The sequence below is a fragment of the Mesorhizobium sp. B264B1B genome, assembly GCF_020165765.1.
GTDB lineage: Bacteria > Pseudomonadota > Alphaproteobacteria > Rhizobiales > Rhizobiaceae > Mesorhizobium.
In genome coordinates, this window is record NZ_JAIUIS010000019.1 from 65372 (window position 1) to 80143 (window position 14772).

General features: G+C 63.9%; 15 protein-coding genes. 14 read left to right on the forward strand and 1 reads right to left on the reverse strand.

All coding sequences use genetic code 11. The annotated features are described in order from the left end of the window. The first annotated feature begins 26 nt into the window (after positions 1 to 26). From LB547_RS28585 to LB547_RS28635, 11 genes are all read left to right on the forward strand, one after another. Complete coding sequence (locus tag LB547_RS28585) at positions 27 to 896, forward strand: ABC transporter permease (RefSeq protein ID WP_140515893.1); 870 nt, start codon at positions 27 to 29, stop codon at positions 894 to 896. Next, positions 896 to 1684, forward strand: coding sequence for an ABC transporter permease (locus tag LB547_RS28590; protein WP_140499911.1), 789 nt, complete (start codon positions 896 to 898; stop codon positions 1682 to 1684). The genes LB547_RS28585 and LB547_RS28590 overlap by 1 nt, the downstream gene beginning before the upstream one ends. Next, positions 1684 to 2748: an ABC transporter ATP-binding protein gene (locus tag LB547_RS28595; RefSeq protein WP_140515891.1), complete on the forward strand. Its 1065-nt coding sequence runs from the start codon at positions 1684 to 1686 to the stop codon at positions 2746 to 2748. The genes LB547_RS28590 and LB547_RS28595 overlap by 1 nt, the downstream gene beginning before the upstream one ends. Before the next feature lie 58 nt (positions 2749 to 2806). Continuing rightward, a complete protein-coding gene (locus tag LB547_RS28600) occupies positions 2807 to 4057 on the forward strand; it encodes an aconitase X (RefSeq protein ID WP_140630765.1) in 1251 nt (416 codons plus the stop codon). Then, a complete protein-coding gene (locus LB547_RS28605) occupies positions 4054 to 4503 on the forward strand; it encodes an aconitase X swivel domain-containing protein (protein WP_140557923.1) in 450 nt (149 codons plus the stop codon). Before LB547_RS28600 ends, LB547_RS28605 begins: the two co-directional genes overlap by 4 nt. A 246-nt stretch (positions 4504 to 4749) precedes the next feature. After that, the gene (locus LB547_RS28610; RefSeq protein WP_140515885.1) at positions 4750 to 5346 is read left to right on the forward strand and encodes a thioredoxin family protein; all 597 of its coding nucleotides are present in this window, start codon (positions 4750 to 4752) and stop codon (positions 5344 to 5346) included. A 27-nt stretch (positions 5347 to 5373) separates the two neighbouring features. Then, on the forward strand, positions 5374 to 6999 hold the full coding sequence (locus LB547_RS28615) for an FAD-binding protein (RefSeq protein ID WP_140657752.1): 1626 nt from the start codon (positions 5374 to 5376) through the stop codon (positions 6997 to 6999). Further along, complete coding sequence (locus LB547_RS28620) at positions 6996 to 7322, forward strand: ferredoxin family protein (RefSeq protein WP_140499901.1); 327 nt, start codon at positions 6996 to 6998, stop codon at positions 7320 to 7322. The genes LB547_RS28615 and LB547_RS28620 overlap by 4 nt, the downstream gene beginning before the upstream one ends. Positions 7323 to 7335: 13 nt before the next feature. After that, positions 7336 to 8172: an ABC transporter ATP-binding protein gene (locus LB547_RS28625; RefSeq protein WP_140499899.1), complete on the forward strand. Its 837-nt coding sequence runs from the start codon at positions 7336 to 7338 to the stop codon at positions 8170 to 8172. A gap of 12 nt (positions 8173 to 8184) precedes the next feature. After that, positions 8185 to 9084 carry an ABC transporter permease gene (locus tag LB547_RS28630; protein WP_140561053.1) on the forward strand — a complete coding sequence of 300 codons (900 nt, stop codon included), beginning with the start codon at positions 8185 to 8187 and terminating at the stop codon, positions 9082 to 9084. A 36-nt stretch (positions 9085 to 9120) separates the two neighbouring features. Further along, entirely contained in the window at positions 9121 to 10140 is a 1020-nt protein-coding gene (locus LB547_RS28635; protein WP_140521552.1) for an aliphatic sulfonate ABC transporter substrate-binding protein, read from the forward strand. Positions 10141 to 10191: 51 nt separating this feature from the next. On the opposite strand, the gene LB547_RS28640 is transcribed toward LB547_RS28635, so the two are convergent. After that, a complete protein-coding gene (locus LB547_RS28640) occupies positions 10192 to 11220 on the reverse strand; it encodes a LacI family DNA-binding transcriptional regulator (RefSeq protein WP_140759867.1) in 1029 nt (342 codons plus the stop codon). Between the two features lie 456 nt (positions 11221 to 11676). On the opposite strand from LB547_RS28640, the gene LB547_RS28645 reads away from it, so the two are divergent. Genes LB547_RS28645 through LB547_RS28655 form a run of 3 tightly spaced genes read left to right on the forward strand, consistent with a single transcriptional unit; the run spans position 11677 to position 14731 of the window. Continuing rightward, the gene (locus LB547_RS28645; protein WP_140499892.1) at positions 11677 to 12774 is read left to right on the forward strand and encodes a Gfo/Idh/MocA family protein; all 1098 of its coding nucleotides are present in this window, start codon (positions 11677 to 11679) and stop codon (positions 12772 to 12774) included. Between the two features lie 42 nt (positions 12775 to 12816). Then, complete coding sequence (locus LB547_RS28650; RefSeq protein ID WP_140567567.1) at positions 12817 to 13731, forward strand: sugar phosphate isomerase/epimerase family protein; 915 nt, start codon at positions 12817 to 12819, stop codon at positions 13729 to 13731. A gap of 55 nt (positions 13732 to 13786) precedes the next feature. Beyond that, on the forward strand, positions 13787 to 14731 hold the full coding sequence (locus LB547_RS28655) for a substrate-binding domain-containing protein (protein ID WP_140499889.1): 945 nt from the start codon (positions 13787 to 13789) through the stop codon (positions 14729 to 14731). The last annotated feature ends 41 nt before the right edge of the window (positions 14732 to 14772 follow it).

The following is a 14772-nucleotide window of genomic DNA, read 5'->3' on the forward strand; positions in this document are numbered from 1 at the left end:
CCTTCCAATCCGGGGAGGAGGATAGCATGGCAGCAGAGGGTGCGGTCGCAGTGCGCGGCGGGCTGAGGTCGGCACTGCCGCTGCTGGCGCCCGCCTATCTCTGGCTGACGGTGGCGATCTTCCTGCCGTTGTCGGCCATGGTGTTCTTCTCGTTCATGACCGACCTGCCGCTGACGGGAAAGCCGTGGGCGTTCACGCTTGGCAACTACGCCGCCTTCTTCTCGCAAAGCCTGTACCTGACACTGCTGCTTGCCTCGCTGCGCCTCGGCCTCGAGGTGACCTTGTGGTGCATCGTCATCGGCTATCCCGCGGCTTATGTACTGGCCAAGGTGCTGAAGGGGCGCAGCCGCGAGGCGATCTTCCTGCTCGTCATCCTGCCGTTCTGGTCGAACGGGCTGGTGCGCATCTTCTCCTGGGCGATGGTTTTGCGCGAAGGCGGCATTCTCGACACCGCGCTCAACGCTGTGCTGCCGTTCAAGATCAACATCGACCTCATGTATTCCTATCCGGCGATCATCATCGGACTGGTGCACTCCTATGTGCCCTACATGGTGCTGACCTGCTATCTCACTTTGCAGGCGATCGACGATTCATTGCTCGAGGCCGGACGCTCGCTCGGCGCCTCGCGGCTGCAGGTGCTGAAGCGGGTCATTGTCCCGCTATCGATGCCGGGCCTGGTGGCGGGCGCGGCCCTCATATTCGTGCCCGTCGTCGGCTCCTTCATGGAGCCGCGGATCCTCGGCGGCCGCAGCGGCACCTTTTACGGCACGGTGATCGAGGACCAGTTCGTCGCCGTGTTCAACTGGCCGCTGGGGGCCGCACTCTCCTTCATTCTGCTGGCCGTCGTGCTGATCATTCTGGCGCTGGCCGCACCGGTGCTGCGGAGGGTGGCGTGATGGCGACGACGCGTATCCTGGAGTGGCTCGGCCGCCTCTATATCGCGGTGCTGCTCGCCTTCCTGTATTTGCCCATCATTATCATGGCGCTGATGTCGTTCAACGTCTCGCCATTCTACCAGCTGCCATTCGAGTGGACGACGGAATGGTACGCCTCGCTGTGGCAGAACGACCAGCTCATCGCCGCCACCTGGAACAGCATCGAGATCGCCGTCATCACCACGGTCATCTCGACCGTGCTCGGCTCGGCGGCGTCCCTGGCGCTCTACCGCAATGAATTCCGCGGCAAGAAATTCCTGCAGGCGCTGTTGTTCCCACCGATCGCCATTCCCTGGCTGATCACCGGCACGGCGATGCTGATCTTCTTCTTCGGCATCGGCATTGGACGCGGCCTGTTCGCCATCCTGCTCGGCCATGTCGCGCTGGCGCTGCCCTATGTCATCGTCGTCGTCTCGGCCCGGCTGCAAACCTTCGCGCCGGAGCTGGAAGAGGCGGCACGCTCGCTCGGGGCGAATCAGTGGCAGGTGACGAACCGGGTTACGCTGCCGTGGATCATGCCGGGTGTGATCGCGGGCGGCTTGTTTGCGTTCGCCGTGTCGTTCGACCAGTTCGTGGTGTCCTACTTCCTGGCGACGCCGGGGCAGACGACGCTGCCGGTCGAGATCTACGCCGCGATCCGCAAGGGTTTCACGCCCGAGATCAACGCGGTCTCCACCATCATCATCGTGGTGTCGATGGCGCTGATGCTGCTCACAGCGCGCTTCTTCAAATTCGGCGGAGAGAAATAATGGCGGGCGTCCAGGTATCAAACGTCTCGCGCAGCTTCGGCGCGCACAAGGCGTTGGACGACGTCTCGATCGATTTCGTCGATGGCGGCTTCTACGCGCTGCTTGGGCCATCAGGCAGCGGCAAGACCACGCTGCTCAGGCAAATCGCCGGCTTCGATTTTCCCGACAGCGGCCGCATCGCCATCGGCGGCGAGAGCGTCGAGCGGGTACCGGTCGAGAAGCGGCGCATCGGCATGGTGTTCCAGAACTACGCGCTGTTCCCCAATATGAGCGTCGCCGACAATGTCGCCTTCGGCCTGTCGGTGCGCGGCGAGGCCAAGGCGGCGATTGCCACCGAGGTGCAACGCGCGCTCGACCTCGTTCAGCTCGGCTCGCTCGGCGGTCGCAAGCCGCATCAGCTCTCCGGCGGCCAGCGCCAGCGGGTCGCGCTGGCGCGCGCCATCGTCACCAAGCCACGCGTGCTTTTGCTCGACGAGCCGCTCGGCGCCCTCGACAAGGCGCTGCGCGTCGACATGCAAATCGAGCTCAAGCGCATCCAGCGCGAGATCGGCATCACAACCATTTTCGTCACCCACGACCAGGAAGAGGCGCTGACGATGAGCGACCGCATCGGTATCTTGCGCGATGGCCGGCTGGTGCAGGAAGGGCCGCCGGAGGAGATCTACGACAGGCCGAAAAGCGAATTCGCCGCCATCTTCCTCGGGGATGCCAACATCTTTCGCGGCGATACCACCGGCAACGGCATCCGCTTAGCGGACGGCACGACGATCGCCGCCGGGGCCGGCGCCAGGCTTGCCGCCGGCGCAAAGGCAAGCTGCGCCGTGCGTCCGGAGCGTATTCGGATTGCCCTTGATGCCGGAACTTCGGAGGGCGATGCCAACATACTGAAGGGCCAGGTTTCCAAACGCATCTTCGCCGGCAACAACAGCACCTACTTTGTCGAGCGTGCCGGCCAGACGCTGAAGGTCATCGTCCAGAACACCGGCGCTGACAGGCTGGCGGAAGGTCAGCATGTCGTACTACGCTGGTCGCCGCAGAGCACGGTGTTGATCCCTGCGGGGTAGTTCACTGAACTGCTGGCGTTCCTTCGCGCCATAAGATCGAGTAGGGGCCAGAGCGGCAATGACGTTGGAATTGACTGCCGAGGACCAATCCATGCTCGACGGCGAGCAAGGGCCGTCGGCGGCCGCGGCCATGAAGATCCTCGTCGCCTTCTCCAAAGCCGTCGGAGCGGACAGCCTCCTCGACATTGCCGGCGCCCATATCGATGGCTGCCTCTACCATGGCACGGCAGGGCTCGATTTCGTCGAACGGCTGGTCGAGGGCGGCGGCCGCGTGCAGGTGCCGACGACGCTCAATGTCGGCTCATTCGATCTCATCCATCCCGGCATGGTGAAGATGCCGGCGGCGGAGGAAGCGCCGGCGCGGCGGCTGATGAAGGCGCATATCGAGCTCGGCTGCCAGGCGACCTTCACCTGCGCGCCCTACCAGACGCGGTTCCGGCCAGGTTTCGGGCAGCAGATCGCCTGGGGCGAATCCAATGCCATCGTGTTTGCAAATTCGGTGATCGGCGCGCGCACCAACCGCTATGGCGATTTCATCGACCTGTGCTGCGCCATGACGGGCCGCGCGCCGGCCTGGGGCCTGCATCTGAGCGAGAACCGGCGCGGCCGCATCCTGTTCGAGCTGAACTTTGCTGAGCCAGAGCCGAGCGACGCCCTGTTCGTCGGCGTCGGACTGATCATCGGGCAAGCCAGCGGCGATCGCGTTCCGGTTGTCACAGGTCTGCCACGGCCGCGCGACGAAGACCAGCTGAAGGCGCTGGGCGCGGCAGCAGCGACTACCGGCGCCGTGGCGCTGTTCCATGCGGTCGGCATCACGCCGGAAGCGGGAACGCTCGACGAGGCGTTCCATGGTCAAGCGCCGGAAGAGACGATCCGCATCACGCGCGCCGATATCGATCATGCACTGGCCAGGCTGTCGCGCGTACCCGACGGGGCGCCGCTGGCGGCCGTGTCGCTGGGCACTCCGCATTTCTCGCATGCGGAATGGATGCGCCTGCTGCCCTTGCTGCGTGCCATCGCGCCGGGCAGGGGCATCCCGATCTATGTCAACACCGGTCGCGCGACGCTGACGCGATTGCAGGAGGAGGGCGCGCTTGATGGCACACAGGCGTTCGGCCTGATCCCCGTCGCCGACACCTGCACCTATGTCACTGCGATTCTGGAACGGCTCGACGGCGTGGTGATGACCAATTCCGGCAAATGGGCGCATTACGCTCCGGGCAATATCGGCGTGACGGTTGCGTTTGCGGATATGGCGGATTGCATCCGCTCCGCCGCGGTGGGGCATGTCGTGCGGGGCGCGTCATGACCGCGCCGGTGGAACCGGGCGTCGTCCAGCGATCCGGCACCTTCCAACTGGCCGGGAGTGCCGAGGGCCGGGCGTTGGTATTCTCGAAACCGCTGAGCTTCTGGGGCGGCGTTGATGCCACGACAGGCGACATAATGGATCACTCGCATCCTGGCCTCGGCCAGAACGTCGCCGGGAAAATCCTGATCATGCCGAGCGGGCGCGGCTCCTCGTCCTCATCCTCGGTGCTGGCCGAGGCAATCCGCAGGGGCACGGCGCCGGCCGGCATCCTCCTGGAACGGCCTGACCCGATCCTGGCAGTGGGCGCCATCGTCGCGGAATTTCTCTACGGGATCAGCATGCCGCTGGTGGTCTGCGAGATTGACGGCATTGTTTCCGGCGAGCGGATCGCGATACGCGTCGGCGGGGATGACAGGGCAATTGTCCGCAAGGAAACCGTTTCCTGACCAAGCTCGACGCGGACGACGAAGGCAGTTGGCGCTTCGCTCCCCGCCAAATCTCATTTCTTTCAAAACGGCCTTCCGTTCGAACAAACTTTTCGCCCGGCCCGAAACATTGGCACGATATTCCAAGCGGCGCGGTTGACCGGAGGCGGGTTGTCTAGCCTATAATTCTACTAAATTCATAGACTAACTTCGTCCGGCGCTGCACGGCATGGTCCATCTGAGCGGCAGCAAGAAGGGAGCGCATCGATGCCGAAGACAGAATCCAACTCGATCGAGCTTGGCACCAAAGCGGCCGATTTCCTGCTGCCCGACGCACAAGGCGTGCTGCACCGGCTCGGCGATTTCGATGCAAAGCCTGCCTTGCTCGTCGCCTTCATCTCCAACCGCTGCCCTTTCGTCGTGCTGATCCGCGAGCAGCTTGCCGCTTTTGCCAGGGAATATGCGGGCAAGGGGCTGCAAGTGGTGGCCATCAATGCCAACGACCATGAGGCGCATCCCGAAGAGACGCTGGCCCGCATCGGCGAGGAAGTGGAGAAATTCGGCTATTCCTTCCCCTATCTCAAGGATGCCTCGCAGCAGACGGCGAAAGCCTATGGCGCGGCCTGTACACCCGACTTCTTCCTGTTCGGCGCCGACCGGCGGCTTGCCTATCATGGCCAGTTCGACGATGCGCGGCCGGGCAATGGCAAGGCGGTGACGGGTAACGACCTGCGCGCGGCGGTCGACGCGGTGCTGGAGGGCGGCAGGCCCGCCGCCGGCCAGGTGCCGTCGATCGGCTGCAACATCAAATGGAGCGCCGGCAATGAGCCGGCGTGGTTCTCGGGCGCTGCGCGCGCTGCTTAGCGCCTCGCACTCCTTCGCAGAGCATCCATGTCCATGCCTCAAAGATCCGCGTCCGACAGGCTGCAACTCCAGACCGACGTGCTCGTGCTGGGCGGAGGCCCGTCCGCAGCCTGGGCGGCGGTCGCCGCTGCCGAAAGCGGCGCGCAGGTGGTGCTGGCCGACAAGGGCTATCTCGGCACCAGCGGCGCCACCGCGCCGTCCAATACGGGTACCTGGTGCGTACCGCCGGGCGACAACAGGCATGCGGTGGTCGAGCGACGCTGGCAGCGCACCGGCGAGCTTGCGGACCAGCGCTGGATGCTGCGCTGCGTCGACACGGCCTATCGCAACCTGCTCAGGCTTTCCGAGTGGGGCTATCCGTTCCCGAGCGAGGATGACGGCCGGCTCTACATCGCCAATCTGCGCGGGCCCGACTACATGCGCTTCATGCGCCGCCGTGTGCTTCTGGCTGGCGTTACCGTGCTCGACCATCATCCGGCGCTGGAACTCCTGTCGGATGGCGATGCCGTCGTAGGCGCGGCCGGTATCGGCCGGCAGGCCGGCCAGGACTGGCGCGTCGACGCCAACGCAGTGGTGCTGGCGACCGGCGGCTGCGCTTTCCGTGAGCGCATCCTCGGCGGGACTGGACTGACCGGCGACGGCTATCTGATGGCGGCGGAGGCCGGTGCCAGCCTGTCGGGCATGGAGTTTACCGGCAAATACACGTTGGCGCCCTTTGGGTCTTCGCTGAACAAGGGGCTGCCGTTCCGCTGGGCCTCATTCCATCGCGAGGATGGATCGCCGATCCTGGGCCCTGCCGGTGAGCCGCTGCGCAACGGCATCGGCGACCGCGAGGACGAGGTGGCGCGCGCATTGATCGGGGGACCGGTCTATGCGCGGCTCGATCAGGCGGAGCCGGCGCTGCAAGGCTGGTTGCGCCAAGGGCAGCCGAACTGCTTCGTGCCTTATGACCGCGCCGGTGTCGATCCATTCACCGAGCTGTTCCGCATCACCCTGCGCGCCGAAGGCACGGTACGCGGTACCGGCGGCATCGACATCGTCTCCGACGACTGCGCCACCGGCGTGCCCGGCCTCTATGTCGCAGGCGACGCCGCCAGCCGCGAGATCATGACCGGAGCGGTATCGGGCGGCGGCGCCGTCAATTCCTCCTGGGCGCTGGCCAGCGGCTGGTGGGCGGGCAAGGGCGCCTCGACCCATTCGAAGCGTCGCGGCGGCAGGGCGTTCCGCGACACCGTCGAACCACTCGGTCAGGCCGGCCTGCGCCCGGCGGCCTCGCCGCGTGCCGACATCGCTGCAGGCGAGGTCATCGAGGCGGTGCGCAACGAGGTGACGCCGCTCGACAAAAATTTCTTCCGCAACGGCGAGAGCTTGGAGAAAAGCCGGGGGCGGCTGGAGAGTGTCTGGCGCGACGTGCGCGACCATCTGCGGGGCGAAGGGGTGGACCGGGTCCGCGCGCGCGAGGCGGCGTCGATCGCCGCCGCGGGGCGCTGGTCGGTGGCGGCCGCGCTGCATCGGACAGAAAGCCGCGGCATGCATCGGCGCACCGATCTGCAGGGCAAGAACCCGGCCCTCGCGCATCGGCTGGTCATCACCGGCGTCGACGACTTCCGCATTGCCGGGGCGCCGGAGCGCCTGGCGGAGCTGGCGTCATGATCGAGATCGTCTCGGCCGCGCGCTGCGTCGAATGCGACATCTGCGTCAAGGTGTGCCCGACCAATGTGTTCGACGCTACCAAGGACGGCGCGCCTGTGATCGCCCGTCAGGACGACTGCCAGACCTGCTTTCTCTGTGAAATCTACTGCCCGACCGACGCGCTTTACGTGGCCGAGTTCGCCGAGGGGCCGACCGGCATCACGGAAGCGCAGGTCGAGGCACGTCAACTGTTCGGCGGCTACGCCCGCGCGCTCGGCTGGAAGCGCGGCAAGGCCGGCGGCTCTGAATTCGACCCGACGCACCGCATCCGCGTGGCGCAATAGGAAGCGACAGGACATGGACCGCATCGTCGTCAGCGATATCAAGAAGACCTTTCTGCTCAAGCCGGGGCAGTTCGTCACCGTCGACGGCGAGGAGACCGACCGCGTCACCGTGCTCGACGGCGTCGATCTTTCGATCCGCAAAGGCGAGTTCATCACTTTGGTCGGCCCGAGCGGCTCGGGCAAATCTGTGCTGCTCGACATCATCGGCGGGCTGACGCAGGCGAGCGGCGGCGATGTCCAGCTCGACGGCCGGCGCATCACCAGGCCGGATCCCAAGACCGGCTATGTCTTCCAACAATATGCGCTGTTTCCCTGGCGCACGGCGCTGGCCAACATCGAATACGCGCTGGAGGTGCGTGGCGTCGCCAAGGCCGAGCGCACGGTGACGGCGCGCCATTTGTTGTCGTTGTTCGGTCTTGCCGGTTTCGAGGACCGTTTCCCCAACCAGCTCTCCGGGGGCATGCAGCAGCGCGTGGCGATCGCCCGCGCCTTGGCGAGCAACCCGGAAGTGCTTTTGATGGATGAACCCTTCGCCGCACTCGACCAGCAGACGCGCGAGCTCCTGCAGGGCGAGTTGCTGCGGATCTGGGGCAAGATCAAGACAACAGTGATCTTCGTTACCCATTCGATCGACGAGGCAATCTTCCTCGCTGACCGCGTGGTGGTGATGACGGCGCGGCCGGGCGCGGTGAAGGAGATCATAGACATCGACCTGCCACGGCCGCGCGACGGGGACATCCGCGCCAGCGCCGGATTCAACGGATATCGCGGCCGCGTCTGGGACGCGCTGCGCGATGAGGTCAACAAGGCGCAAAAGGACTGGACGCTGTCGCCAGCCTTCAGTCATTGAGGAGGTAGAGCCATGGCTTATCTTACCGAAAAGTTCGGCCCTGCCGGCGCTCTTCATCTGTTTGCCGGCGCCGGCGAGACGGCGGCCGCCGCAAGAGTCCCGGCCATCACCGCCCACAGTGCCAAGGTCCGGCGCAAAGGGACGAGCCACGGGACTTTCCTTTACGGCTTGCCGCTGCTCGGCCTGTTCTTTCTCGTGTGGGAAATCGCGCCACGGCTCGGCTGGCTGAACCGCATCTTCTTTCCGCCGCTGAGCGAGGTGCTGGTCGCTTGGTGGAACCTGCTCGCCTCGGGCGTTCTGGTCGAACATATCGGCATCAGCCTGCAGCGCGCTGCGATCGGCTTCGCTTTCGGCGTGGTGGTGGCCATTCCGCTCGGCCTGCTGATGGGGCGCTACTCGCTGTTCGAGAAGGTCTCTGACCTGCTTGTGCAGACGCTGCGCAACACCTCGCAATTCGCGCTGCTTCCGGTGTTCATCCTTTTGCTCGGCATCGGCGAGGAATCGAAGGTGGCGATCACCTTCTACTCCTCGGTCTTCTTTCTGCTGGTCAACACGATCAGCGGCGTCAAGTCGGTCGATCCGCTGCTGATCAAGGCGGCGCGCTCGATGGGTACGTCCGACTTCGACCTGTTCCGGAAGGTTATCCTGCCGGCCAGCATCCCCTCTGTTGTCGCCGGCGCAAGGCTGGCGGTGAAGTCGTCGCTGTTCGCGGTGATCGGCGCCGAGATGCTGGCGGCCAAATCCGGCCTCGGTTTCCTTATTCAGAACTCGCAGTTGATGATGGAAACGGCGGACATGTATGCCGGCATCCTGACGCTGACCGTCATCGGGCTCACCGTCAACTATTTGCTCGTCTGGTTCGAGCGCTGGGCGACCGCCTGGAAAGGCCAGTCCGAGTCCTCGCTCATCTGAGCCGTTCACTCATTCCAATCAGCAAGGATTTTCCTCATGTCCAACATTGCATTCGACGGATTTCGCCGGCTGTTCCTGAAGGGCGCCATTGCCGTCGTCATCGGCCTTGGCGGCATGCCCGCCTTCGCGCAGGACAAGCCCGAATTCATCCGCATCGGCAGCACCGCGCCGGGGCACCTCAAATTCGTCCTCGCACAGAAGGACGGCTGGTGGGAAAAGGAGTTCGCCAAGGACGGCATCAAGGTCGAACTTGTCACCTTCAATGGCGGCTCCGAGGCGACGACGGCGCTTGCGACAGGCGCCATCGAATTCACCTATACCGGCAACAATCCCGCGTTGCGCGTCGCCGCCTCCGGCGCCGATGTCAAGCTGATTGGCCTGTCGAGCTATGTGCGGTCGGGCGGCTCGTATATCGTGGTCAAATCCGACTCTCCACTGAAGACGCTGCAGGACCTCAAAGGCAAGAAGGTCGCCTATCTCACCGGTACGGTGCGGCACTCGAATTTCAGCAAGGCGCTGAACAGCGTCGGCCTGACGACCGGTGATGTCGAGGGATTGAACCTGCCTTTCGAGGCATCCGGCCCGGCACTGCTGCGCGGCGACATCGACGCCCTCGTCGAAACGGATTCGACCGCGGCCAAGCTGGTCGACACCGGCGAGGCACGGGTGCTCTTCGACACCAGCACCCATCCGGAATGGAACGTGCCGAACGTTATTTCGGTCAACGGTGCCTTCGCGGCGAAATATCCCGACCTGGTCAAGCGGCTGCTGAAGGTCGACATCGAGATTTCGCGCTGGGCCGATGCCCATCCCGACGAGACGATCAAGACATTCGTCGAGGCGACCAAGTCGTCGGAGAAATCGGTACGCAAGACCTATGCCGACGGCGTCTTCCACCAGGATCCGAGGCTGCCCGACGATGCGATCGAGGCGCTCAAGGGCGAAGAGAAATTCATGGCCGGTGCCGGGCTTTTGAAGGGCTCGATCGACTACGGCAAATGGATCGACAAGAGCTTTGTCGACGCGGCCGGCGCGGAAGTCGCGGCCGTCCAGTAGCGGGCGTGCTGAACGGGCAGGGGTTCCGGCGCCGCTCCATTTCAGAGAGTGTTAGATCTCCGGGATGTTCTCCTTGAAGATCACCTGGAGCCTCGGCTGGTGCAATTCGTAAGGCAGTCTCCGGACCGCATGGGTCAAGGTGTTGAGCGCTTCGCGCGCTTCGACGCGCGGGTTCTGGTCGATGACCGCGTCGAGCGTGCCGTCGAGCAGAAGCTCCTTGGTGCCTTCGGTTACCTCATGGCCGAGGAAAACCATCGATATCGCACGGCCGCGCTCCTTGAGCGCGCGGGCAATGCCGGTGTTGCCCGCGCCGACATTGTAGATCGCGGCCAGGTCGGGGTGCCGCTCCAGAAGGGCTGATGCCTCCGAATAGGCCTTTTCGCGGTCGTCAAGCATCTCGCGCATTTCGACAATCTCCAGATTGGGCGATTCCTCGGCCAATATGTGCCGGAATCCCATCTCGCGTTCCTCATGGCCGCGATAGGAGAGCGAGCCGGCGAACAGCGCCACCTTGCCAGGACGTTCCGAGCCCATGAAACGGTTGAGCAGATAGCCGGCCAGGCGCCCGGCGGCGCGGTTGTCGATGCCGATATACGCGACCCTTGGCACATGCAGAATGTCGGAGGCGATGGTCACCACCTTGACGTCGTTGGCCGACAGCGAGCGGATCGCCTCGCGCACCGTTGGATGGTCGAGCGCGATGACGCCAACGCCCTGCGTCTGGCCGCGCAGATCCTGCAAAAGGCGTGCGAGCCGGTCGGGATTGAAGCCCTCTATGGTGGCGATATGGACATCGAGATCCGGCCGCGCCAAAGCTTGGGTTTCGATGTGGCGATGCAGCATCTTGATGAAGGAATTGGTGCCGGCCGGCAGCGCGAAGTCGAGCCGGATGACATCGCCGGACAAGGGCTTGAGAGGTGCCCCGTTCGCGCCTTCGGCGATGTAGCCAAGACGCTGCGCCATTTCGAGCACGATTTCGCGCGTGCGCGCCCGCACCCCCGGACGGTTGTTGAGAACACGGTCGACGGTGGCGGCGGAAACGCCGGCTTCCCGGGCTATGTCAGTCAGGGTGGAACGCACCGTCTTTCATCTCCTCAATGCATCAGGATCACGCAATGCCGACCGCCGGCCGGGTGGCGACTGCTCTTCGCCATCCGCGATTCTGATGGGAAATGATGTATCCGGCCTTGGCCGATGCGCAAGCAGCCAGGCTAAATCAGATCGCCCGGCAGGATCGCGTCGGCATGGGAAAATAGATTTCCCATCAAATCGAGGCATCATGAGCGCTAGATGGATCTCCGTATGACGCATTTCCCTGCCTTGTTGCGATGTTATGAGGTGTTTTGATTATTTATGATGTTGACAGCCTTCCGTGACTGCCGTCAATATCCCTCATGGGCTGTGGAGGAAACATTGGCCCTGAGGGAGGAATTCCAATGCCTGATCCGATCCGCATGCCGCGGCTCCGGTTGCTAGCATCTGGAAGCGCGTTGGCGAGATGACGACGGCCGCGAAGACAGATTCTGGGAGGAAGAGATGGCAGGCAAAGGCTTCGAGCCGGACGTGAAGGTTCGCACCAGGGAATTCAAGATCGGCTGCGTCGGCGCCGGCATGATCATGGCCGAATGCCATCTCGCGGCCTATAAGGAAGCAGGCTTTCCTGTCGTGGCGATCGCTTCGCGCACAAGGGCGAATGCGCAGAAGGTCGCCACGCGCTGGGGCATTCCGACCGTCCACGACACGCCGGAACGACTGATCGAGGATCCGCAAGTCGAGATCATCGACCTGGCTTTCCCACCGGACCAGCAGCCGGCGCTGATCCGCCACGCGCTGGAGCAGAAGCACATCAAGGCGATCCTGGCGCAGAAGCCGCTGGCGCTGTCGGTCGAGGAAGCGGTGAAGCTGCGCGACGAGGCGGCGAAGGCTGGCAAGATCCTCTCGGTCAACCAGAACATGCGCTACGACCAGTCGATGCGCGTGCTGAAGCAGATCATCGACAGCGGCGCGCTCGGCGACGTCGTCTTCGCGCAGATCGACATGCATGCGATCCCGCACTGGCAAGGCTTCCTCGAGGAGTACGACCGGCTGACGCTTGCCAATATGAGCGTGCATCATCTCGACGTGCTGCGTTTCCTGTTCGGCGATCCCGATGAGATCACCACGCTGACGCGCAAGGATCCGCGCACGACTTTCGAACACACCGACGGCATCACCGTCTCGACGCTGCGCTTCCCGTCCGGCGTGCTTGCCGTGTCGCTCGAGGATGTCTGGTCCGGCCCACGCCAGGAAGGCTACAAGGACGACCAGCACATCAACTGGCGCGTCGACGGCACCAAGGGCGTCGCCAAGGGCACGATCGGCTGGCCGACCGGTGCGGCCTCCACGCTCACCTATGCCTCGGCCGAGACGACGGATGGCGAGTGGGTGAGCCCAAGCTGGGACACGATGTGGTTCCCGCATGCTTTCATCGGCGTGATGGAACAACTCCAGCACGCGGTGAAGACAGGCACGCCACCGGCGCTTTCCGTCGCCGACAACGTCAAGACCATGGCGCTGGTAGAGGCGGGTTACCGCTCGATCGCTTCGGGCCGCACGGTCAAGCTTTCCGAAATCTCGACAAACCCGATCAATTGAAATCACTGGTAACTGAATCGCTTACAGGGAGGAATTCACACCATGATGCAGGCAGGTATTTTCACGGGCTATTTCCCGTACGGCCTCGAAGAGACGGCGAAGAAGATCCGCGGGCTCGGTTTCAACACGGTGCAGCTCGATCTGCATTTCAGGGATATCGACCTGTCGGCCGGGCAGATCACCAAAGACAAGGCCAAGACCGTGCGCGATGTCTTCCGCGACCACAACCTGCCGGTCTGCTGCGTGTCGGGCTACACCAACATCATCCATCCCGACAAGGCAGAGCGCGACAAGCGCGTCGGCTACCTCAAGGAAATCATCCGCAACGCCCGCCATTTCGGCTCGCCCTACGTGATCTCGGAAACCGGCACCTACAACACCGAATCCGACTGGGTGCACCACCCCAAGAACAAGACCGAGGAGGGGTTCGAGGAATGCCGCAAGGTGATCGCTGATCTTGCGCAAACCGCCTATGACCATGGCGCGGTCTTCCTGCTCGAAACCTATGTCAACAACGTCGTCGGCTCGGTCGAGGAAACGGTCAAGATGTTCGCGCAGGTCGACCATCCCGGCCTGGGCCTCTTGATGGACCCGACCAACTACTTCGAGACGCACAACATCGACAGGATGGACCAGATCCTGAACCAGGTGTTCGACACGTTGACGGACAAAATCAAGATAGCGCATGCCAAGGACGTCAAGCGCTCGGGCAGCGACAAGTCGGAAAAGCACGCCGACATCGGCGATGAGGATGCCATGGAAAGCCACACCTTCCGCGGCGTCGGCGAGATCGAACTGCCGGCGCCCGGCCTCGGCTCGCTCAACTACGACCTTTATCTTCAGCGGCTTGCCGAGAAGCACCCGAACATTCCGGTCATCATCGAGCACCTGTCGGAAGACGACGTGCCGCGCGCCAAGACATTCCTCGACGGGAAGTTCCGCGCCAACGGCCTGTGACGGCCGGCCGCGCCGCCTGTGCATGGCGGCACGGCTCCAAACAAGGAGGAAAGCAATGTTGAAATTTGCATTGAAATTGGCGGCCGCCGCGACTGTGCTTGCCGGCATCGCGTTCGGGTCGGCCGCGCAGGCACAGGACGGCCAGAAGACCTTTTATCTACTGTCGCATGGCGGCCCGTCGGATGCGTTCTGGATCGACTGGAACGCCGGCGCCACAAAGGCCTGCGACCAGCTCAAGGTGACCTGCAAGATCTCCTTCAGCGGCGGCGACATGGCGGCGCAGAAGGAAGCCTTCAATTCCGCGCTTGCCGCCAAGCCCGATGGCATCGCCACCACCTCGGCGCAGCCTGGCCTGTGGACCGAGGAGGTCAAGGCGGCGAAGGCCGCCGGCATCCCGATCGTGTTCTTCAACACCGACGATCCGGCGACGGGGCGGCAGGCCTATGTCGGCGCCGACCTGAAGGAGGCCGGCACGATCTGGGCAAAGTATCTTGTCGACCACAAAATGGTGAAGCAGGGTGACAAGGTCTTTCTGCCGGTCGAAGTCCCCGGCGCAAGCTACCAGCAGCTCGAGACCGAAGGCATCGCCAGCGTCTTCGATCCGCTCGGCATCAAATATGACGTGGTCGATTGCGGCACCGATCCGGCCGGCATCATCGCCAAGATGACCGACTATATGGTTGCCAACAATCCGCCGGCGATCATCGCGCTCGGCGATTCCGTGGCGGCCAGCGTCAAGCGGGTCTTCGACGGCGCCGGCGTGCCGGCAGGCAAAATCCCGGTCGTCGGCTGGGGCAATTCGAAGGAGACGGCGCAAGCCGTCCAGGACGGTTTCGTCAACGCTGCGGCCTGGCAGTACCCATCGGCGCAGGGCTTCATGCCGGTAGCACTGCTCGGGCTTGCCGCCTCGGGCGAGCCAATCGGCTACGACATCCACACTTTCGGTCTCTACGACGCGTCGAGCGTCGAGCCGATCCTCAAACTCTACGACAAGAAGTGAAAATGGACGCCCGCCGCGCCGGCGGCGGGCGCCTGCAAACA